22 protein-coding genes are annotated in these 19,840 nt (G+C 61.6%); 18 read left to right on the plus strand and 4 right to left on the minus strand.

What is annotated here, in order from left to right:
* The first annotated feature begins 21 nt into the window (after positions 1 to 21).
* Complete coding sequence (locus PSEST_RS19970) at positions 22 to 864, plus strand: Tim44 domain-containing protein (protein WP_015278734.1); 843 nt, start codon at positions 22 to 24, stop codon at positions 862 to 864.
* A gap of 113 nt (positions 865 to 977) precedes the next feature.
* Here the strand turns inward: PSEST_RS19970 and PSEST_RS19975 are convergent, their stop codons facing one another.
* Both PSEST_RS19975 and PSEST_RS19980 read right to left on the minus strand, forming a co-directional pair.
* Complete coding sequence (locus PSEST_RS19975; protein WP_015278735.1) at positions 978 to 1,928, minus strand: alpha/beta fold hydrolase; 951 nt, start codon at positions 1,926 to 1,928, stop codon at positions 978 to 980.
* A 40-nt stretch (positions 1,929 to 1,968) separates the two neighbouring features.
* Positions 1,969 to 2,397, minus strand: coding sequence for an organic hydroperoxide resistance protein (locus PSEST_RS19980; RefSeq protein WP_015278736.1), 429 nt, complete (start codon positions 2,395 to 2,397; stop codon positions 1,969 to 1,971).
* Between the two features lie 119 nt (positions 2,398 to 2,516).
* Here PSEST_RS19980 and PSEST_RS19985 point away from each other — a divergent pair, with 119 nt between their 5' ends.
* The 9 genes from PSEST_RS19985 to PSEST_RS20025 all read left to right on the plus strand — a co-directional run bounded on the left by PSEST_RS19985 (position 2,517) and on the right by PSEST_RS20025 (position 14,839).
* Complete coding sequence (locus PSEST_RS19985) at positions 2,517 to 3,353, plus strand: AraC family transcriptional regulator (RefSeq protein WP_015278737.1); 837 nt, start codon at positions 2,517 to 2,519, stop codon at positions 3,351 to 3,353.
* A gap of 152 nt (positions 3,354 to 3,505) precedes the next feature.
* Positions 3,506 to 6,580, plus strand: coding sequence for a formate dehydrogenase-N subunit alpha (gene fdnG / locus PSEST_RS19995; RefSeq protein WP_015278738.1), 3,075 nt, complete (start codon positions 3,506 to 3,508; stop codon positions 6,578 to 6,580).
* Positions 6,580 to 7,518 (plus strand): formate dehydrogenase subunit beta, encoded by a 939-nt coding sequence (gene fdxH, locus PSEST_RS20000; RefSeq protein WP_015278739.1) that lies wholly within the window; start codon positions 6,580 to 6,582, stop codon positions 7,516 to 7,518. Before fdnG ends, fdxH begins: the two co-directional genes overlap by 1 nt.
* A gap of 57 nt (positions 7,519 to 7,575) precedes the next feature.
* Entirely contained in the window at positions 7,576 to 8,199 is a 624-nt protein-coding gene (locus PSEST_RS20005) for a formate dehydrogenase subunit gamma (protein WP_015278740.1), read from the plus strand.
* Between the two features lie 130 nt (positions 8,200 to 8,329).
* Positions 8,330 to 9,247 carry a formate dehydrogenase accessory protein FdhE gene (fdhE, locus tag PSEST_RS20010; protein ID WP_015278741.1) on the plus strand — a complete coding sequence of 306 codons (918 nt, stop codon included), beginning with the start codon at positions 8,330 to 8,332 and terminating at the stop codon, positions 9,245 to 9,247.
* The gene (gene selA / locus PSEST_RS20015) at positions 9,244 to 10,653 is read left to right on the plus strand and encodes an L-seryl-tRNA(Sec) selenium transferase (protein ID WP_015278742.1); all 1,410 of its coding nucleotides are present in this window, start codon (positions 9,244 to 9,246) and stop codon (positions 10,651 to 10,653) included. Before fdhE ends, selA begins: the two co-directional genes overlap by 4 nt.
* Entirely contained in the window at positions 10,650 to 12,566 is a 1,917-nt protein-coding gene (gene selB, locus PSEST_RS20020) for a selenocysteine-specific translation elongation factor (protein WP_015278743.1), read from the plus strand. The genes selA and selB overlap by 4 nt, the downstream gene beginning before the upstream one ends.
* A 469-nt stretch (positions 12,567 to 13,035) precedes the next feature.
* Positions 13,036 to 13,209, plus strand: a complete 174-nt coding sequence (locus PSEST_RS22205; RefSeq protein ID WP_157372419.1) for a hypothetical protein — start codon at positions 13,036 to 13,038, stop codon at positions 13,207 to 13,209.
* Between the two features lie 34 nt (positions 13,210 to 13,243).
* Positions 13,244 to 14,839, plus strand: coding sequence for an anti-phage dCTP deaminase (locus PSEST_RS20025; RefSeq protein WP_015278744.1), 1,596 nt, complete (start codon positions 13,244 to 13,246; stop codon positions 14,837 to 14,839).
* 36 nt (positions 14,840 to 14,875) lie between these two features.
* On the opposite strand, the gene PSEST_RS20030 is transcribed toward PSEST_RS20025, so the two are convergent.
* Together PSEST_RS20030 and PSEST_RS22435 are read right to left on the minus strand one after the other, a co-directional pair.
* Entirely contained in the window at positions 14,876 to 15,427 is a 552-nt protein-coding gene (locus PSEST_RS20030; protein ID WP_015278745.1) for a hypothetical protein, read from the minus strand.
* Between the two features lie 57 nt (positions 15,428 to 15,484).
* The gene (locus tag PSEST_RS22435; RefSeq protein ID WP_015278746.1) at positions 15,485 to 15,754 is read right to left on the minus strand and encodes a hypothetical protein; all 270 of its coding nucleotides are present in this window, start codon (positions 15,752 to 15,754) and stop codon (positions 15,485 to 15,487) included.
* Positions 15,755 to 15,896: 142 nt separating this feature from the next.
* Here PSEST_RS22435 and PSEST_RS20040 point away from each other — a divergent pair, with 142 nt between their 5' ends.
* The 8 genes from PSEST_RS20040 (at position 15,897) to PSEST_RS20070 (ending at position 19,835) form a co-directional block, all read left to right on the plus strand.
* Positions 15,897 to 16,112, plus strand: a complete 216-nt coding sequence (locus PSEST_RS20040) for a hypothetical protein (protein ID WP_015278747.1) — start codon at positions 15,897 to 15,899, stop codon at positions 16,110 to 16,112.
* A gap of 39 nt (positions 16,113 to 16,151) precedes the next feature.
* The gene (pflM, locus tag PSEST_RS22345; RefSeq protein ID WP_015278748.1) at positions 16,152 to 16,490 is read left to right on the plus strand and encodes a lysogeny maintenance protein PflM; all 339 of its coding nucleotides are present in this window, start codon (positions 16,152 to 16,154) and stop codon (positions 16,488 to 16,490) included.
* 375 nt (positions 16,491 to 16,865) lie between these two features.
* On the plus strand, positions 16,866 to 17,237 hold the full coding sequence (locus tag PSEST_RS20045) for a hypothetical protein (RefSeq protein ID WP_015278749.1): 372 nt from the start codon (positions 16,866 to 16,868) through the stop codon (positions 17,235 to 17,237).
* Between the two features lie 15 nt (positions 17,238 to 17,252).
* Complete coding sequence (locus PSEST_RS20050) at positions 17,253 to 17,432, plus strand: hypothetical protein (protein WP_015278750.1); 180 nt, start codon at positions 17,253 to 17,255, stop codon at positions 17,430 to 17,432.
* Complete coding sequence (locus tag PSEST_RS20055; RefSeq protein WP_015277797.1) at positions 17,429 to 17,644, plus strand: hypothetical protein; 216 nt, start codon at positions 17,429 to 17,431, stop codon at positions 17,642 to 17,644. The genes PSEST_RS20050 and PSEST_RS20055 overlap by 4 nt, the downstream gene beginning before the upstream one ends.
* A gap of 10 nt (positions 17,645 to 17,654) precedes the next feature.
* Entirely contained in the window at positions 17,655 to 17,864 is a 210-nt protein-coding gene (locus PSEST_RS20060; protein ID WP_015278751.1) for a major capsid protein, read from the plus strand.
* A gap of 151 nt (positions 17,865 to 18,015) precedes the next feature.
* Positions 18,016 to 19,509, plus strand: coding sequence for a virulence factor TspB C-terminal domain-related protein (locus PSEST_RS22440; protein WP_015278752.1), 1,494 nt, complete (start codon positions 18,016 to 18,018; stop codon positions 19,507 to 19,509).
* Positions 19,509 to 19,835, plus strand: a complete 327-nt coding sequence (locus PSEST_RS20070) for a DUF2523 domain-containing protein (protein WP_015277794.1) — start codon at positions 19,509 to 19,511, stop codon at positions 19,833 to 19,835. The genes PSEST_RS22440 and PSEST_RS20070 overlap by 1 nt, the downstream gene beginning before the upstream one ends.
* The last annotated feature ends 5 nt before the right edge of the window (positions 19,836 to 19,840 follow it).

A 19,840-nucleotide genomic window follows, 5' to 3' on the forward strand; every position in this document is an offset into this window, starting at 1 on the left:
TCTTTTCAGCGGGAACACTCAATGCAACGTGTGCTTAGCATTTTCATGGCGCTGTGTATCAGCCTGACCTTCGCGCTCGACGCCCACGCCAAGCGCTTCGGCGGCGGCAAGAGCTTCGGCTCGGCGCCCAGCCACCAAACCCGCCAGGCGCCCCAGCAGACTCAGGCCGCGCCGAATCAGGCAGGCCGTCAGACGCCCGCCGCCGCCAGCGGTGCTTCGCGCTGGCTCGGTCCGTTGGCCGGTCTGGCCGCCGGTGGCCTGCTCGCCTCGATGTTCATGGGCGACGGCTTCGAAGGCATCCAGTTCATGGATATCCTGATCTTCGGCGTGATCGCGTTCCTGCTGTTCCGCTTCCTCGCCGCTCGCCGTCGCCAGCAGCAGCCGGCCATGGCCGGCCATGCGCCGATGCAACGTGAAATGCCGCAGCAGCCGGCAACCTCCATCTTCGGTGGCAGCGCCGCCCCGGTTGCCGCCGCTCCGGTGATCAACGCCCCGGCCTGGTTCAACGAGCAGAGCTTCGTCGCTGCGGCCCGCGAGCACTTCCTCTCGCTGCAGCAGCACTGGGACGCCAACGAGATGGACAAGATCTCCGAGTTCGTCACTCCGCAGCTGTTGGGCTTCCTCAAGCAGGAACGCGCCGAGATCGGTGATGCCTATCAGTCGACCTACATCGACGATCTGCAGATCCAGCTCGACGGCGTCGACGATGATGCCGAGAAGACCACTGCCACCCTGACCTTCAGCGGTGTGTCGAAGACCTCGCGCTTCGACCAGGGCGAGCCGTTCAGCGAAAGCTGGCGCATGGAACGTGCCCAGGGCGAGAACCAGCCCTGGCTGGTCGCTGGTATCCGCCAGAACGCCTGATCGACGTAACGCAGGAAACGGTCTGCCCCGGCAGACCACAGACAAACCCCGCCACTCGGCGGGGTTTGTCGTTTCTGAGCGGCAAGCGGCGCGGTGCTGCGAGCCGCTCCACATCACTCCTTGAGAAAGGCCAGCAGATCGTTGTTGAAGCGCTCCTTGTGGGTGTCGGTCAGGCCGTGCGGTGCACCGGGATAGACGATCAGCTTCGCGCCCTTAACCAGTGCGGCAGACGCCTTGCCCGAGCTGTCCAGCGGCACGATCTGGTCATCGTCGCCGTGGATCACCAGCGTCGGCACATCGAACTTCTTCAGGTCGCCGCGAAAGTCCGTGGCCGAGAATGCAGCGATGGAGTCGTAGGTGTTCTTGTGCCCGGCCTGCAGGCCCTGGGCACGCCAGTTGTCGATCAGCCCCTGGGAAACCTTGGCGCCTGAACGATTGAAGCCGTAGAACGGGCCGGAGGCGAGGTCCAGATACAGCTGCGCGCGATCCTCCAGCGAGGCCTTGCGGATGCCGTCGAAGACTTCCAGCGGCAGGCCACCCGGGTTATCCGCCGTTTTCAGCATCATCGGTGGCACGGCGCTGACCAGCACGGCCTTCTTTATCCGTTCGGTGCCTTGGCGGCCGATGTAGCGGGCCACCTCGCCACCACCGGTGGAGAAGCCCACCAGGGTGACGTCCTTCAAATCGAGCGCTTCGATCACCGCGGCTAGGTCGTCGGCGTAGTGATCCATGTCGTTGCCTTCCCACGGCTGACTGGAACGGCCATGACCGCGGCGGTCATGGGCGACCACCCGATAGCCCTCGGATGCGAGGAACAGCATCTGCGATTCCCAGCTGTCCGAGTTGAGCGGCCAGCCGTGGCTGAAGGTCACCACCGGACCGTCCTTCGGACCCCAGTCCTTGTAGTAGAGCTGCACGCCGTCGGCCGTGGTGATGGTGCTGGCAGTGCGGGCACTGGCGACACCGGATGTCGGTTGCGTGGCCTGTTCCGGTTGTGCGGCGAAAACTGGCTGCATCGCGATGGCCAGCAGCGGGAGGGTGAAGGTGCGAATGATGGCATTCATGGCGTGAGTCTCCTGTTCGTAGGTTTGGGGGCGGTCTGGATCAGTCAGCGATGAGCAGCGTTACGTCGATGTTGCCGCGGGTGGCGTTGGAGTACGGGCAGACCACGTGGGCCTGTTCGACCAGCCCCTGCAACACGTCGCGGGCAATGCCGGGCGCGGCGATGGTCAGCTCGGCCTCGATGCCGAAGCCGGTAGGGATCTGGCCAATGCCGACCTTGCCGGTGATGCGGGTGTCGGCCGGCAGTGCGACCTTCTGCTTGCCGGCGACGAACTTCAAAGCACCGAGGAAGCAGGCTGAGTAGCCGGCAGCGAAGAGCTGCTCGGGGTTGGTGCCGGGGCCGCCGGCGCCACCCAGTTCACGCGGCGTGGACAGCTGTACGTCGAGCGCCTGGTCGGAGGAGCTGGCGCGACCTTCACGGCCGCCGGTGGCGGTTGCAGTGGCGGTGTAGAGAATCTTTTCGATGGTCATGGCTACGGTTCCTGTTCTGTCGGTAGGCCAGGGCGTTGTTGCCCGGTGAGAGCTATTCTGCTCACCACGGAAAACTATTGGTGACGTAAAATCCGGAAAACATGATCAGGAGTACGAAGATGGCTGACAGGCTCGCCGCTCTGATGACGCATTTCCCGATGAGCGCACAGGTGTTCAATACCGGGCCGCTGTGCGGCATCAACACGCTGCAAAGCGATGGTGTGCATGGGCAGCTGCATCTGGTGCGCAGCGGTGCCGTCGAGGTGCATTACGGCAGGGACAAGCTGCAAGTCGAGCGCCCCAGCCTGCTGCTGTTTCCGCGACCACTGACGCATCGCTTCGTTGTCGCCGCCGGGCAGCAGGCAGACATGGTCTGCGCGAACCTGTCGTTCGAGGGCGGCGCCAGCAACCCAATCGCGTCAGGCCTGGCCGATGTCGTCTGCCTGCCGCTCGACGAGGTCTGGGGCACCGAGCCGGTGCTGACGCTGCTGTTCGAAGAAGCCTTCGAGCAGCGCTGCGGGCGTGTGGCGATGGTCGAGCGCCTGCTCGAAGTGGTGATGATCCAGGTGTTGCGCCAGCTGATGGAAAGCGACGCGGTGAATGGCGGCCTGCTCTCCGGGCTGGCGCACCCGCGGCTGCGCAATGCCTTGGTGGCGATGCACGAGGCGCCAGCGCAGGACTGGACGCTCGAGGAACTGGCCAGTGTCGCCGGGATGTCGCGCAGCGTGTTCGCCACGGCCTTTCGCGAGACGGTCGGCACCACGCCGGGACAGTACCTGCAGGGCTGGCGCGTGCGGCTGGCGCAGAAGGCACTGCGCCGTGGCCGCCCACTGAAGATGATCTCGGCCGAGGTCGGCTACGGCAGCGAAGCTGCGTTCTCGCGGGCGTTCAAGGCGCACTCCGGCCTGTCGCCGCGGGACTGGAAGAACCAGTTGTCCATGCCGGCCAACCCCTGACAGCAGGACCTCGCGCCGAACCAAACTCCGCGCGGAGTGGCTAGAAGCGAAAGACCGAATTAATCCTTCGCTTCTTCCAATGTTGACTAAGCTCCTTGGCAGACGCCGGCAAAGCATCGGCGTTCCAGCCTGATAAGAAAGGAGAACCACCGATGGATATGAACCGTCGACAGTTCTTCAAGGTCTGCGGTGTGGGCCTTGGGGCGTCGAGCATGGCGGCATTGGGCATGGCCCCACCGACGGCGTATGCCGAATCAATCCGGCATTTCAAACTGACCAACACCCGTGAAACCCGCAACACCTGCCCCTACTGCTCCGTCGGTTGCGGGCTGATCCTCTACAGCCAGGGCAGCGGCGGCAAGAATGTCGCGCAGAACATCATCCACATCGAAGGCGACTCCGATCACCCGGTCAACCGCGGCACCCTCTGCCCGAAAGGCGCGGGCCTGCTCGACTTCGTCCACAGCCCCAACCGCCTGACCCATCCGGAAGTCCGCGAAGCCGGCACCAACGAGTGGAAGCGCATCGAGTGGAGCGAAGCCCTCGACCGCATCGCCCGACTGATGAAGGACGACCGCGATGCCAACTTCATCGAGCGCAACGACAAGGGCCAGACGGTCAATCGCTGGCTGACTACCGGTTTCCTCGCCGCCTCGGCTTCATCCAATGAGGCCGGCTATATCACCCACAAGGTGGTTCGATCACTCGGCATACTGGCGTTCGACAACCAGGCACGTGTCTGACACGGCCCGACGGTGGCAAGTCTTGCCCCGACGTTTGGCCGTGGAGCCATGACCAATCACTGGAGTGATATCCAGAACGCCGATCTGGTCCTGATCATGGGCGGTAACGCCGCCGAAGCGCACCCGTGCGGCTTCAAGTGGGTCACCGAAGCCAAGGCGCGCAACAAGGCGCGGTTGGTGGTGGTCGATCCGCGCTTCACCCGTTCGGCCTCGGTGGCCGACATGTATGCACCGATCCGCACCGGCACCGACATCGCCTTTCTCGGCGGGCTGATCAACTACCTGCTGGAAAACGACAAGATCCAGCACGAGTACGTGGTCAACTACACCGACGTCTCGTTCATCGTGAAGGAAGGCTTCGGCTTCGAGGATGGCCTGTTCAACGGCTACGACGCCGAGAAACGCAGCTATCCAGACAAGTCCGCCTGGAGCTACGAGCTGGACGAGGACGGCTTTGCCCGCGTCGACAAGAGCCTCACCCACCCGCGCTGCGTGTTCAATCTGCTCAAGCAGCACTACAGCCGCTATACACCGGAGGTGGTCAGCAACATCTGCGGCACGCCGCAGGACAAGATGTTGCAGGTCTGGGAAACCATTGCCGAGACCTCGGCGCCGGGCAAGGTCATGACCATCATGTACGCCCTGGGCTGGACGCAGCATTCGGTCGGTTCGCAGATGATCCGCACCGGCGCCATGGTGCAGCTGCTGCTCGGCAACATCGGCATGCCTGGCGGCGGCATGAACGCCCTGCGCGGGCACTCCAACATCCAGGGGCTGACCGACCTGGGCCTGCTCTCCAACCTGCTGCCGGGCTACATGACCCTGCCGCTGGAAGCCGAGCAGGATTACACCGCTTACATCACCAAGCGCACCGCCAAGCCGCTACGGCCGGGGCAGCTGTCCTACTGGCAGCACTACGAGAAATTCCACGTCAGCCTGATGAAGGCCTGGTACGGCAGGAACGCCACGGCGGAGAACAACTGGGGCTACGACTGGCTGCCGAAGCTGGATATCCCTGGCTACGACGTGCTCAAGGTGTTCGACATGATGTATCAGGGGCAGGTGAACGGCTATTTCTGCCAGGGCTTCAACCCCATCGCCTCGTTCCCCAACAAGGCCAAGGTCAGCGCCGCGCTGGCCAAGCTCAAGTACCTGGTGATCATGGACCCGCTGGCCACCGAGACCTCGGAGTTCTGGCGCAATGCCGGCGAGTACAACGACGTCGACACCGCCAGCATCCAGACCACGGTGTTCCGCCTACCGACCACCTGCTTCGCCGAGGAGGATGGCTCGCTGGTCAACAGCGGGCGCTGGCTGCAATGGCACTGGAAGGCCGCCGAGCCGCCAGGGCAGGCGCAGACCGACGTGGTGATCATGGGCGGGCTGTTCCATCGGCTGCGCGAGCTGTACCGCAAGGAAGGTGGCGCCTATGCCGAACCGCTGCTCAACATTGACTGGGGCTATCGTCAGCCGGAAGAACCGAGCGCCGAGGAAATTGCCCAGGAGTACAACGGCAAGGCCCTGAGCGACGTCTTCGATCTGCAAACCGGCGCACAGGTGGCCAAGGCCGGCGAGCTGCTACCCGGCTTCGGCCTGCTGCGCGCCGACGGCACGACCTCCAGCGGTTGCTGGATCTTCTGCGGCTCCTGGACCCAGGCCGGCAACCAGATGGCCCGGCGCGACAACGCCGACCCCTACGGCATGGGCCAGACGCTGGGTTGGGCCTGGGCCTGGCCGGCCAACCGGCGCATCCTCTACAACCGCGCCTCGGCCGACCCCGCGGGCAATCCGTGGGATAAGCAGAAGAAACGCCTGGTCTGGTGGGACGGCGGCAAGTGGGGCGGCACCGACGTGCCGGACTTCAAGGTCGACTCGCGGCCCGAGGACGGCATGAACCCGTTCATCATGAACCCCGAAGGGGTGGCGCGGCTGTTCGCCGTGGACAAGATGAACGAGGGGCCATTCCCCGAGCACTACGAGCCGTTCGAGACGCCGATCGGGCGCAACCCGCTGCACCCAGGCAACGCGCTGGCGATCAGCAACCCCGCGGCGCGAGTGTTCAAGAACGACATGGAGCTGTTCGGCACGGCGGAGGACTTCCCCTACGCCGCCACCACCTACCGGCTCACCGAGCACTTCCACTTCTGGACCAAGCATTGCCGGCTCAACGCGATCACCCAACCCGAGCAGTTCGTCGAGATTGGCGAGGTGCTGGCCAAGGAACTGGGCATCGTCGCCGGCGAGCGGGTCAAGGTGTCGTCCAACCGCGGCTATATCAAGGCGGTAGCGGTGGTGACCAAGCGCATCAAGCCGCTGACGGTGGACGGGCAAACGGTGCACCAGATCGGCATCCCGCTGCACTGGGGCTTCGCCGGGGTGGCGCGCAATGGCTACCTGACCAACACGCTGACGCCGTTCGTCGGTGACGCCAACACCCAGACGCCGGAGTTCAAGTCGTTCCTGGTCAACGTGGAGAAGGCATGATGGCTACTCAAGACGTGATTGCCCGCTCCGCCACAACCACCGAGCGGCCGTCGATCCGCGAGATCGGCGAAGTGGCGAAACTGATCGACACCTCCAAGTGCATCGGCTGCAAGGCGTGCCAGGTGGCGTGCTCGGAATGGAACGACCTGCGTGACGATGTCGGCACCAGCAATGGGACCTACGACAACCCGATCGACCTCACCGCCGAGTCCTGGACGGTGATGAAGTTCGCCGAGTACGAGAACCCCGGCAGCGGCAACCTCGAATGGCTGATCCGCAAAGACGGCTGCATGCACTGCGCCGATCCGGGCTGCCTAAAGGCCTGCCCAGCGCCGGGGGCGATCGTGAAGTACGCCAACGGCATCGTCGACTTCAACCAGGACCACTGTATCGGCTGCGGCTACTGCATCACCGGTTGCCCGTTCGACATCCCGCGCATCTCCGAGAAGGACAAGAAAGCCTACAAGTGCACGCTCTGTTCCGACCGTGTTTCAGTCGGGTTGGAGCCGGCCTGCGTGAAGACCTGCCCCACCGGGGCGATCGTCTTCGGCAGCAAGGAGGACATGAAGGAGCATGCCGCCGGGCGCATTGCCGATCTCAAGGAGCGCGGTTTCGACCAGGCCGGCCTGTACGACCCCGATGGCGTCGGCGGTACGCACGTGATGTACGTGCTGCACCATGCCGATCAGCCCTCGCTGTACAGCGACCTGCCGAACGAGCCGACCATCAGCCCGCTGGTCAGCCTGTGGAAAGGCGTGACCAAGCCCCTCGCCCTGCTGGGCATGGGCGCGGCGGTGCTGGCCGGCTTCTTCCATTACACGCGGGTCGGCCCGATCCGCGTCGAGGAAGACGAGAACAAGACCGAACTCAGCGAGCCCGTGGTGCACCAGGTCGATCCTTCGGTGCATGTGGTCGATCCCAAGGAGCCGCGACCCTGACCGAGCGGCCCCGTTCGCGGGGCCGCCCTCGGAGTCCGCTCGCTCAAGGAGTCAACGATGAACAACAACGAGATCGAACGCTACAACCCCTCGCAACGGACCAACCACTGGATCGTTGCGATTCTCTTCGTGCTCGCCGCGCTGTCCGGCCTGGCGCTGTTCCATCCGGCGCTTTTCGGCCTCTCCGGGCTGTTCGGCGGCGGCACCTGGACGCGCATCCTGCACCCCTTCATCGGGGTCGCGATGTTCGTCTTCTTCCTCTGGCTGGCGATCCGCTTCGCCGGGCACAACCGCATCGAGGCGCGGGATCGCCAGTGGCTCAGGCAGATCAACGACGTGGTGCACAACCGCGAAGACAGACTACCGGAAGTCGGCCGCTACAACGCCGGGCAGAAGGTGCTGTTCTGGGTGCTGATCCTCAGCATGCTGGTGCTGCTGCTCAGCGGCATCGTCATCTGGCGCGAGTACTTCAGCAGCTTCTTCGGCATCGTCTCGCTGCGCTGGGCCAGCCTGCTGCATGCCATCGCCGCCTTCGTGCTGATCGTCAGCATCATCGTGCACATCTACGCCGCCATCTGGATCAAGGGTTCGATGGGTTCGATGCTCTACGGCACCGTCAGCCGCGCTTGGGCACGCAAGCACCATCCAGCCTGGTACCGGGAGATCACCGAACGCAAATAAGCGGCACTGCTGTTCAACCGGAGATTCCCGCGCCGCGCGGGAATCTTCGGCGACGCGCACCATCGAAAGCCGAGCGACAACCGCTGACGGACTATGCTGTTCGGCATAACCACAAGAAAAGGAGTCCTGCGTGGCAGGCACCATTCTAGAGCCCGGGCAGATCGAAGCCGCGGCCAGCAAACCACCCTTCACCAACCTGCCGCCGCGCGATCTGTTCGCTCTGCGCAGCGAACGTTTCAGCAAGCTCGCTGAAGGCCACCCATTCGCCGACTACCTGCGCCTGCTGGCCGCGGTCTGCCAGGCGCAACAGCAGGTGCTGGACAACCCGCCGGCAATGCCGCCGCTGGACGAACACCGCACCCGTGAAAGCCTCAAACACAACCTGCCGCCGCTGGCTGCCGACACCCTGGTCCGCGACGATGCCTGGCTGACGATGCTGGATGCCTGGCTGGATGCCTTCGTGGCGCCGGAAAATCCCGCGGTAGTCGCGGCCATCAGGCAACTGCGCGACGCCGAGAACGGCCAGCGCAAGGCCTGGGCCGTGGCACTGGTCAGCGGCCAGTACGACAGCCTGCCGCCGGCGCTGGTGCCTTTTCTCGGCGCCGCCCTGCAACTGGCCTGGAGCCACCAGCTGCTGCAGCTCGACCTCTCCGACCTGCGCGAGCGCGAAGACCAGACCCACTGCCCCTGCTGCGGCGCGCCGCCCATGGCCGGCATCATCCGCCATCGCGGCCAACTCAACGGCCTGCGCTATCTGGTCTGCTCGCTGTGTGCCTGCGAGTGGCATTACGTGCGGGTCAAATGCAGCCAATGCCGCAGCACCAAGAAGCTCGACTACCTGCACTTCGAAGGCTCGCCTCAGGGCGTCAAGGCCGAGGTCTGCCCCGAGTGCAACAGCTACCTCAAGCAGCTCTATCTCGACCTGGCGCCGGATGGTGAAAGCCTCTCGGCCGACCTCGCCACTCTGGACCTGGACATGCTGCTGGCCGAGCAGGGCTTCCAGCGTCACGCGCCCAATCTGCTGCTGGCACCGGGGGACGATGCATGAGCAGCAGCCACCTGCCCTCGGTCGACAAGCTGCTGCGTGACCCGGCCTGCCAACCGCTGCAGCAGCGCTACGGCCGCCAGGCATTGCTGAGCACCCTGCGCGACCTGCTCGATGAATTGCGCGAACCGGCCCGCCATGGCCAGCTGGCCGCGCTGGAACTGTCCGAAGCGGTGCTCGCCGGGCGCGCCGGCGAACGCCTGGCCAACCAGCACCGCAGCCGCGTACGCCGGGTGTTCAACCTCACCGGCACGGTGCTGCACACCAACCTCGGGCGCGCTCTGCTGCCGGATGAAGCCATCGAGGCGATCACCCTTGCCGCGCGCTATCCGCTCAATCTGGAATTCGATCTCGCCACCGGCAAGCGCGGCGATCGCGACGACCTCATCGAAGGGCTGATCCGCGAGCTGACCGGCGCCGAGGCCGTCACCGTGGTCAACAACAATGCCGCCGCCGTGCTGCTGGCCTTGAACAGCCTCGGCGCACGCAAGGAAGGCATCATTTCCCGCGGCGAGCTGATCGAGATCGGCGGTGCCTTCCGCATCCCCGACATCATGGCCCGCGCCGGCGTGAAGCTGCATGAAGTCGGCACCACCAATCGCACCCACGCCAAGGATTACGAAGCGGCGATCAACCCGCGCTCGGGCCTGCTGATGCGCGTGCACACCAGCAACTACAGCGTGCAGGGCTTCACCGCCAGCGTCGCCACCGCCGAACTGGCGCGCATCGCCCATGCCCACGATCTGCCGCTACTGGAAGACCTCGGCAGCGGCAGCCTGCTCGACCTCTCGCGTTGGGGTCTGCCGAAGGAGCCGACCGTGCAGGAAGCCCTGCGCGATGGCGCCGATATCGTCACCTTCAGCGGCGACAAGCTGCTCGGCGGCCCGCAGGCCGGGCTGATCGTCGGCAGCAAGGCACTGATCCAGAAGATCAAGAACAACCCGCTCAAGCGCACCCTGCGCGTCGACAAGCTGACCCTCGCCGCGCTGGAAGCGGTACTCAACCTCTATCGCGACCCCGACCGCCTGGCCGAGCGCCTCACCAGCCTGCGCCTGCTCAGCCGCCCGCAGGCGGAGATCCGCACCCAGGCCGAACGTATCGCCCCGGCGCTGACCGCCGTGCTCGGCGAAACCTGGCAAGTCGCCGTAACCGATGCGCTGGGCATGATCGGCAGCGGCGCGCAGCCGGTGGCACGCCTGCCCAGCGCCGCGCTGTGCATCCGTCCGCAGCAGCCCAAGCGCTTGCGCGGCCGCAGCCTGCGCCAACTGGAAGAAGCCCTGCGCTGCCTGCCGATTCCGGTGCTCGGGCGCATCGACGACGACGCCTTCTGGCTCGACCTGCGCCAGCTCGACGACGAGCCGACCTTCCTCGAATTGCTGCCACATCTGCAAGAGGAACTCGCCCGTTGATCGTCGGTACCGCCGGCCATATCGACCATGGCAAGACCGCACTGCTGCAAGCCCTTACCGGGCAACAGGGCGACCGCCGCCGCGAGGAGCGCGAGCGCGGCATCACCATCGACCTCGGCTACGTCTACGCCGACCTCGGTGAAGGCAGCCTCACCGGCTTTATCGACGTGCCGGGCCATGAGCGTTTCGTACACAACATGCTGGCCGGCGCCAGCGGCATCGATTGCGTGCTGCTGGTGGTCGCCGCTGACGATGGCGTGATGCCGCAGACTCGCGAGCACCTGGCCATCGTCGAGCTGCTCGGCATCCGCCGCGCGCTGGTAGCGCTGACCAAGATCGACCGCGTCGAGACGGCGCGCATCGCTGAAGTGCAGCGGCAGATCGAAAACCTGCTGGTCACCGGGCCACTGGCCGGCGCGCCGATCTTCCCGGTCTCCAGCATTCGCGGCGATGGCGTCGACGCCCTGCGCACCGCGCTGATCGAAGAAGCCGCCCGCACCGCCGCACGCAGCGCCAGCGGCCACTTCAGGCTGGCCATCGACCGCGCCTTCAGTGTCACTGGCGCCGGGGTGGTGGTTACCGGCACCGCCTTTGCCGGGCGCGTGCGAATCGGCGACGAACTATTACTCGGTCCCACCGGCAAACGCGTGCGCGTACGCGGCCTGCACGCGCAGAACCGGGAAGCGGACGAAGCCCATGCCGGCCAGCGCGTGGCGCTGAATCTTGCCGGCGAGCGACTGGCCGTCGAGCAGATCCATCGCGGCGACTGGCTACTGCACCCCCTGCTGCATACCCCAACCCAACGCATCGATATCGACTTCAAGCTGCTGCCCGGCGAAGCCCACGAGCTCAAGCACTGGGCGCCGGTGCACGTGCATCTCGGCGCCCAGGACGTCACCGCGCGCGTCGCCCTGCTCGAAGATGCGAGCCTGGCGCCGGGCGAACACGCCTTTGCGCAGCTCCTGCTGAACGCACCGAGCCACGCCGTGCATGGCGATCGCATCGTCCTGCGCGATCAATCCGCCCAGCGCACCCTTGGTGGCGGCCGCGTGCTCGATCCGTACGCACCACCGCGCAATCGCCGCCGCGCCGCACGGCTGGAACAACTTCGCGCCCTCGACCAGCCGAGCCTGGAGCAGGCGTTGCCGCAACTGCTCGCCAGCGCCACCAACGGCATTGACCCACAAAGCCTGGCACGCCAGTTCAACCGCCCACGCGAAGGCTGGCAGCTGCCGCACGGCGTAGTGGAAGTCGGCACCCGGCTCGGCCCGCGCATGTTCGATCAGGCCCGCTGGAGCGAACTCGACACCACCCTGCTCGCGGCCCTGCAACGTTTTCACGAAGAACAACCCGACGAACTCGGCCCCGACCGCGACCGCCTGCGGCGCTACGCCCTGCCGCAGCTGGAACGACCGGTATTTATCGCCCTGCTGGAACAGGCACTGGCCGCCGGCCGCATCGAAACCAGCGGCCCGTGGCTGCACCGCCCCGATCACCGGGTGCGCCTGAGCGATGCGGAAGAAGGTTTGAAGGAACGCCTGTGGCCGCTGCTCGAAGCCGGCCAGTTCGACCCACCCTGGGTCCGCGACCTGGCCCGCGACCTCGGCGTCGACGAAACGCAGATGCGCAACCTGCTACGCAAACTCGCCCGCCTCGGCCTGCTGCAACAGGTGGTGAAAGATTTGTTCTACCCCGAGTTCACCATTCGCCAACTCGCGGGGCATGTACTGCAACTGGAAGCACAAAGCGGCGTGATCCGCGCCGCCGCCTTCCGCGACCGCATCCAGCTCGGCCGCAAACGCAGCATCCAACTGCTCGAACACTTCGACCGCATCGGCCTCACCCGCCGCTTCGGCAACGAACGCAAAGTCCGCCCCGACAGCGCCTTGGCGATCCAGTCAGCCCTGGGTTAGGCTGGTCGCCGCTTCCTCTTCGGCGTCTCGACAAGATAAGGAAGGCAATCGCACCCGGTGGTGCGGCCGGGCTTCAAATCCTGTTTAGCGTGAGTCATCAATGGACTACGTTGGTCAAAACCGGTGTTCTGCGAATTTTGAGCGACTCGTTGCGGTCTATGTTGGCGATTGATGGCCATAGCTTTCGACACTTTTTCGACACCATGAGAATGCTGCTAAACAGCTCAGCTGGTGCAATTGGTGCGACTAATGGCCAGCTTCTACAACCAGCCAAATGCTAAGCTCAACCATGATAGCAGCGCACCAATAGGTTTAATGCTATTAAGATACACCGGCCGATAGAAAATTAATTATAGACACAGCTTTAGGTGCTCTATGTTAAAGACTGTCAAGCCGTTTTTTTTTATGTTTCAAGCTGTAGAATGCGCCCAATTTTGCGCCTCCAGCTTCATGGAGGAAGGAGAGCAAGGTGAAAATCGTAGATTTTCATAAGTCCAAATGTGAAAGGGCATCATCTAAAAACCGCAACGGTTTAGATGCAAATGTTGTTGCATTTTCTTCGCTCAGAGAGCGAAAGAAAGAAGATGAACACAAAAAAGCATTGAATAATATTCTTGCCAGAGCACAAGAGCTGGATTGGTAAATAGTTACAACCTGCTCCTAAAAGGATGTTGAGCATGGCCAATGTAAGCACAGCTGCAAGAACACTCACCAGTCTTGGCAGCGCCAAGGGAGATATTCTAGAACGAGTCGAAGGGCGCCGTAGCGACGAAATAGTTGCTGCATTCTGTGGCGCGGTCGGATGTAATCTCTCAGATGTTATTAGAAACATGAGACACCAGTTCGAGGACTATGGATATGTCGTCGAACACATCAAAATTAGCGACATCATAAAGCAGCACTTCCAAGACAATCCTTTACCGCCTGACCTTGCATCAGAAGACCTTAGCTCCTTAACTGGAATCAAGCGCTATTCTGTCCTGCAAGACCTGGGTAATCACTTGCGGCAGAAACATGGAACGAGAGTCCTTGCAGCTCTCGCAATGTCTAGAATTGCCACGCATCGGAATATACAAACTAAAGACGGCAAGATAAAAGCCCCAAAAACTGTATACATCATAGATCAGCTCAAGCATCACCATGAGGTTGAGCTTTTCAGGCTTGTATACGAAGATCTATTTTATCTTATAGGGGTTTTCAGCCCCCAACGGGTTAGGTTCAATCATTTAACTAAGATTGAGCAAATGTCAGGCCCGGATGCGCTCTCCTTAATTGAGCGAGACAGAAACGAGTCTGCGTCAACGCACGGTCAAAAGCTTGAAAAAACTATTCAGCTTTCGGATTATTTTGTTTGCAACGGGCAAGATAACTCCTCTAACTTAGTTGAACCCGCTCAGCGTTTTTTAGGTTTAGTCCACGGAAAAAATGGCATAACCCCTACTAAAGATGAAGCGGGGATGTACGCGGCTTACTCTGCGTCGCTGAAATCTGCCTGCCTAAGCCGGCAAGTCGGCGCGGCCATCGCGAACAAGGATGGCAACATCATATCCGTTGGTTGGAACGATGTTCCACGGTCGGGCGGCGGGCTTTATACATCAGACTCTCCTAATGATCAGCGTTGCTTTCATCATCGTGGATTTTGCTACAACGACTTTCATAAAGATCGCCTCATTTCGAGCATCGTTGACATCGTAGGCGCGCAATTAAGCGTAACCCCGGAAATAAAAGACAAATTAGCTGATCTAATTCAGAAAGAAACCCGCGCCGGCTCCATTATCGAATATTCGCGAGCCATTCACGCAGAAATGGAAGCTATTTTGGGGCTAGCACGCGCTCAAGGTGGCTCGACTGAGTCCTCCACGCTATATACAACAACTTTCCCCTGTCACAATTGCGCCCGGCACATTATTGCTGCGGGAATAAAAAGAGTTGTTTATATCGAGCCCTACGAAAAAAGCCTAGCTTTAGATTTACATGATGACGCGATAACCCTCGAAGAAGGCCGTACTGATATGACCCTCTTTGAAAACTTTAGCGGTGTTTCTCCCGCACGCTATGCCTCGTTCTTCTTAGCAAAAGGCAAAAGAAAAGACGATAAAGGACATGCCGTAGATATAATTAAAGGCGACGCCAAACATATAGCAATCAAGTATCTCGACCCCTATCAAATGATCGAGACTAAGGTCGTAGCTGATACTTTAGAAAAAATGGCAGGATCTGAATTTAGTCCGCCCCATCCTGAAGACGACTTCACGCCTCCTGGTGCTGCCTAGGAAACGTTTTTTAGCTAGCTGGTTGAAAACCCAATGCTAATTTCTAGTATTTAGGTTTACGCTGGCTTTGCAATTTCGGCGTTCAATACTTCCTTCCCCACCAGGGCAGAAGTCGCTTATCCGTGACTCTTTGCCTACAACCACAATTTCTTTTTGGCGGGCTGGGATCGTTACAGCCGGCTCCGGGATAACCCGTGTGGCAGGAACGATATTCGCCGCCCCCTGGGGAACGTAGTTCTTGTCGTTGAATACGGTTTGCTTGGGTGGTGTCTCTGTCGTAGCAGCTTGGGGCTGGGGTGTTTGCGGCTGAGGCGTTGCACCTCTCGCGGCCACTTCTTCTACTACCCTGTCCCAATCCTTGGTCGCTGCTGGCTCTGCTCGCTTGATTTCGGCCACGGGGGCTGGCTTGGGTTGGATGCGCTTATCGGCGATGCCCTGGGCGGTGCCTTTGAGGAATGACGAACTCGCCATCTGTAGGCCGGCTAGCATGATCGCGGTGCCGATCAGCCCTGGTATCAGCCATGCTACGGCTCCCTTGCGCGGGCGCCTTCTGATGTAGTCCGGGGCGTCGTGCCATTCAGCCTTCATATCTCCCTCTCCCTGTCCTTCGGGCGTACCAGCGCCTAGTCACTTCCTTGGTGATCGCTATCCCGCGTCTTGACCGGTCAAGTTTCGGTTGGCCTCGTCGTAATCGGGACTCGTCTGCCCGCACTCCGGAGCGATCTCACCGCTTGCGACCCATAAGGCGTACTGCGGATAGAGCTTCACCAGGACCTCGACCTCCTCTGTACTCAACCGCGCCTTCTTGTGGCGTAGGTTTTTCCATCGGCTGTAGTTGATCTCCGACTTGCGGACCAGATCGTCTAGGCCAGCCTTATAGATCAGAGCAATAGCTCTATCCTGCATCGATTCCATAAAGGTCTAAGAATCTCTGAGTTCACTATTTGAACTCTAGGAATACACTGTTATTCTTTGCCTGTCAGTTCACTATTTACACTCTAAAGCTGCACTGACGTAGCCCTATAAAGACCAACATAGTGCAACAAAGGCCAAGGACATGGAAGGAAACCTACCGCCGATAGACCTGCTCAACGCGCCCCCTGTCATGCCGTGGCGCCAGTTCGCGGACTGGATTCGCATGAATGATGAACACGACGTGGTGTGGGGCTGGATTCGCAACGGCTACATCCCGTCGCACAAGGTTGGCAAGTACGTGATGGTCAACGTGGCGCTGCTGGTTAAGCAGCTCATGGAAAAGGAGTGGGACTCATGATCCGCGCCGCCTACGGAAAGCCAGGGGAAGGGATGACCTATGTCGAAGCTGACCAGCTATCAACGCCTTCCGCACGCCCAGGACTGCGACTGCTCTGTCTGCTGGTCCAGACGCGAAATGGCGAAACACGCTCCCTCCCCGTCCACACGCTGCGCCCAATGCCGCCCCGCCTCTGCGCGGCCGATTCGCACGCTGCAAATGGGCCGCGTCGGTGGTGCCTGGAAGCCTCTGGTCTCGGAGTGGACAGTGGAACCGGCCTTTATCTGCGAGAAGCACACGCCGCCCGACCGCCCCACGAAGTGGTGGAGCGTTATCTACGACTCGGGCAAGCCCACGCCCTACGTACCGATTCACGAACCGTTCGAACTGGTGGGCTAAAGCCAACCGCCCCCGCCGAAGCCGAACAGGTCCAGGGCCGCGCTCCCGGCTCGTCGGATCACGCTTCACCGATCCGGCGAACGGAAGCACGGGCGCAGCGCACCCTTGACCCGGCACAAACCGAAACAGCCTCCGCTCGTGAGTGTGGGGCAGCTTCACCGCCCCGCGCTCCCGAGCCCTCGGCGGCAAGAGTGGGATGACAAGGGCAAAGCCCTTGGTGTTAACCAACTAGAGAACACGCACAACGCGACGTTTTAACCGGTAGGCCAAGTAACAGATCACCTCGGCGAACTTGCGAGTTCACCGGTTCGGGATCGCTCGGCCTGCAGAAAGCAAAGCAGCGCAATAAAGCGCAACTAGAGAGAGGAAACACAAATGGCACGTTCGATCATGGAAGTTGCATTTCTCAGCGCCGAGAAAGTCGAGTTCGACAACGTGAAGCTGGTGAAGCTGTTTGTTGGTGACGAGCCAGACGGCAAGCGTGACCTCGGCATTTCCATCCTGTCGATGAATGTCTCCGAAGAAGCCCTGGACGAAGTGTGGTCCGCCTGCGAAAGCCTCGATGTGCTTGAGCCGATCCGCGTCACCACCGAGATCGAGCGAGGCTCCAAGAACGCCGGCAAGTTCATCGTCCTGCACGTTGAGCCTGTGAAAGCCGCCGCTGCTCAAGCCACCAAGCCGACCCAGCAACCGACCCCAACCGCCAAGCCAGCCGGCACCCAGCCGGAACCGGCGAAGGCCAACTAACCGGGAGGGGCGGCCATGCTGATTGATGACCGGGTGTACTGCGACTGCTGCGGAAACGACATGGGCAAGCTCATGGCGCTGCCCGCGCCGCAAAGCGACCTGCTGCCCGACCTCAGCCTGCCGCCCCATTTCGCCGTCTGCCCTGACTGCGAACCCTCCGAACAAACCACCGACCTCGAGCAGGCCGGCGAATGAATTTCCTCGCCTGTGACGGTGACTGGCTACAAGGCGCCGATGGCTCGCCCATCTGCTCCGGCTCGCTGGTCGCCCTCACGGTCGAGGAAATGCAAAGCCTCTACGGCTCTGCACTGACCTGGGACCAAGTCTCCGAGCTGCAAGGCGAAGCGATTGTTCTGTTCGCCACCGTGTTCGGCTTCCTGGTCCTGAAAAAAGCCCTGAAACAGTGAGGTATCACCCATGCAACTGAACAAGCACTTCATCAAGAAAATCGGCGTTGGCGCTGCTGTCGCGCTCTCCACCCTGGCCGGCTCCGTCTACGCGGCAGTCCCGGCCGAAGCCACCGCGGCGCTGGATACCGCCGGCACCGACGTCGGCACCATCGGCTGGGCGGTGTTCGCCGTGATCATCGCCGCGATGGCGTTCAAGTACATGCGCCGCGCCCTGTAACCGGGGTTTTGCGCACTGCATGTGCCGAAGCAAACAAACCCCGCTCCGGCGGGGTTTTCTCTTCCAGGGAAACGCCAATGAGCTACGAACTGTACGTCCTGATCCTCACCACCCTGGCGTTTTATCTCGTGTTTTTTGGGCGGGTGTGATTATGAAAAGGATTTTTGCGGTTTTTTTGCCTTTGCTGCTCTGGCACTTGTCCGCTAGCGCCGAAGATTATTATTGGACCATTCAATTTCCGGACCCGCTAATAAGATATTCCAGCGGTGTCGCCGCCTGTAATGCAAACCATGCCTACTACAAGCAACTAAACTCCGGGCAATATGTTTCGTTTGAGCAGGAGATTGAAAAAGGTACGGCGTCTTTTACCTGTCGTACATATGGATTAAATATCAATCCCTATTCCGGGAAGCTTGAGCGTTACGGTTCTTGGTACAACGCAGCAGCTAGACGCGGCGATTCTTGCGCCCCTGATTCCACTTACGACCCTTCGACTGGCGAGTGTGTCGCCCCTGAACCCGACCAGTGCGCCACCGCAACCGGCGAGTTCGTCCACGAGTACAACGCCGGCTCGCTGGATCCGTCCGTTCCGCCTTCCCTGCCGCCGTCCTCCATCTGCGAAAGCGGCTGCCTCTACAACCGCACCGCCACGGTCAAAGGCTGCAACCGCTTTCTGGAAGACACCACCGGCAAGGACCTGAACTCCGTTTATTGCAAGGTGGTTTACCAAGGCGCCGGATCTCAATGCACCTCAAACAGCCCACCTCCCGGCAGTGTCTTTGATCAGCCACCGTCCAAGCCCCCGGCCGACAGCACACCGCAATTCACCAGCGAAAGCCAATGCGGTGACTGGGTGACCAACGCGGACGGCTCGCAATCGCGCAACTGCACCAGTAGCGAAAAGCTGAAAGAGCCCGGCCAGCTCAATTGCGACAACGCCGGGGATTACCTGCACTGCACCACCGGCAAGCCCGCGCCACGGCTTGAAGACACTACAAAAACCGAGGAAACCACCAAGACCACCAATCCGGACGGCTCCACGAAGACGGAAACCAACACCACCACCGACAAGACCGTCTGCGTTGGCACCAAGCCCTGTACCTCCACCACGGCTGAAGAAAAGTCCACCTCTGGCACCAACCCTGATGGCACTCCAGGCGATGAGAGCAAGGAATGCAAAGGGTCTGGCTGTAAGGAAAGCCAGGAGGGTGAAGAAGACGGCGAAGAAGGCCCGGAGCGTTTGGCTTCTGCCGGCTCCTGCGATGCGGCGTTCTCGTGCAGTGGTGACCCTATTGATTGCGAAGTGCTCCGGCAGCAGAAGGAACAGCTTTGCCTTGCTGAGGAAATGGCCGATTTCCCCAAACAGCAGTCCGCCATCGAGGCGGCTGTTACCGGTGACCGATTCCAGCTGGATGAAGGTAACGGCGTCATCGACGTGCCTTCGTTCATCAACCAGGGCACCCGCTTTCTGCCGTCCGCCTGTCCCGCCGCCGAGAGCTTCAGCCTGACCACAGCAGGCGGTCGCACTTTCCAGCTCAGCTACGAACCGCTTTGCCGCGCCGCCAGTGACCTGAGCGGCCTCTTCGTGGCCGTGGCCACCGTTCTTGCCGCCCTGTATGTGGGCCGCGCCGTAGGAGGTCAGTGATGCAGTTTCTATTCATCGTCCAGATGCTCGTGATCATCGTCGGGCCGCTGGTGAAGATGGTGCTGAAGATGATCGGTTTCGGTTTTGTCTCCTACATGGGCTTCAACCTCATCATTGGCCAGGCGCAGGACTACCTGTTCGGGCTGATGGGCGATGTCGGGCCGGTCATCCAAGGGATTCTCGGACTGGCGAAGTTCGATGTGGTGGTGAACCTGTATTTCGCCGCGATCTCCACGCGCTTCATCCTCGCCGGCATCGACAAGGCCACCGACCGCAAACGTAATCAGGTCTGGCATAAGCCGGGCGGCACCTCTATCGACGCATAAGGAGG

The sequence above is a fragment of the Stutzerimonas stutzeri RCH2 genome (assembly GCF_000327065.1).
GTDB classification, from domain to species: domain Bacteria; phylum Pseudomonadota; class Gammaproteobacteria; order Pseudomonadales; family Pseudomonadaceae; genus Stutzerimonas; species Stutzerimonas stutzeri_AE.

Bases quoted from the DNA above. Each gene is read 5' to 3' on its own strand.
- PSEST_RS20025 (WP_015278744.1), top strand. From the start codon at position 13,244: ATGGCCAATGTAAGCACAGCTGCAAGAACACTCACCAGTCTTGGCAGC.
- PSEST_RS20060 (WP_015278751.1), top strand. From the start codon at position 17,655: ATGCAACTGAACAAGCACTTCATCAAGAAAATCGGCGTTGGCGCTGCT.
- selA (WP_015278742.1), top strand. From the start codon at position 9,244: ATGAGCAGCAGCCACCTGCCCTCGGTCGACAAGCTGCTGCGTGACCCG.
- PSEST_RS22440 (WP_015278752.1), top strand. From the start codon at position 18,016: ATGAAAAGGATTTTTGCGGTTTTTTTGCCTTTGCTGCTCTGGCACTTG.
- PSEST_RS19985 (WP_015278737.1), top strand. From the start codon at position 2,517: ATGGCTGACAGGCTCGCCGCTCTGATGACGCATTTCCCGATGAGCGCA.
- PSEST_RS20050 (WP_015278750.1), top strand. From the start codon at position 17,253: ATGCTGATTGATGACCGGGTGTACTGCGACTGCTGCGGAAACGACATG.
- PSEST_RS20005 (WP_015278740.1), top strand. From the start codon at position 7,576: ATGAACAACAACGAGATCGAACGCTACAACCCCTCGCAACGGACCAAC.
- PSEST_RS19975 (WP_015278735.1), bottom strand. From the start codon at position 1,928: ATGAATGCCATCATTCGCACCTTCACCCTCCCGCTGCTGGCCATCGCG.
- fdxH (WP_015278739.1), top strand. From the start codon at position 6,580: ATGGCTACTCAAGACGTGATTGCCCGCTCCGCCACAACCACCGAGCGG.
- PSEST_RS20040 (WP_015278747.1), top strand. From the start codon at position 15,897: ATGGAAGGAAACCTACCGCCGATAGACCTGCTCAACGCGCCCCCTGTC.
- PSEST_RS20055 (WP_015277797.1), top strand. From the start codon at position 17,429: ATGAATTTCCTCGCCTGTGACGGTGACTGGCTACAAGGCGCCGATGGC.
- PSEST_RS20045 (WP_015278749.1), top strand. From the start codon at position 16,866: ATGGCACGTTCGATCATGGAAGTTGCATTTCTCAGCGCCGAGAAAGTC.
- PSEST_RS20030 (WP_015278745.1), bottom strand. From the start codon at position 15,427: ATGAAGGCTGAATGGCACGACGCCCCGGACTACATCAGAAGGCGCCCG.
- PSEST_RS19970 (WP_015278734.1), top strand. From the start codon at position 22: ATGCAACGTGTGCTTAGCATTTTCATGGCGCTGTGTATCAGCCTGACC.
- pflM (WP_015278748.1), top strand. From the start codon at position 16,152: ATGTCGAAGCTGACCAGCTATCAACGCCTTCCGCACGCCCAGGACTGC.
- PSEST_RS20070 (WP_015277794.1), top strand. From the start codon at position 19,509: ATGCAGTTTCTATTCATCGTCCAGATGCTCGTGATCATCGTCGGGCCG.
- PSEST_RS19980 (WP_015278736.1), bottom strand. From the start codon at position 2,397: ATGACCATCGAAAAGATTCTCTACACCGCCACTGCAACCGCCACCGGC.
- PSEST_RS22435 (WP_015278746.1), bottom strand. From the start codon at position 15,754: ATGGAATCGATGCAGGATAGAGCTATTGCTCTGATCTATAAGGCTGGC.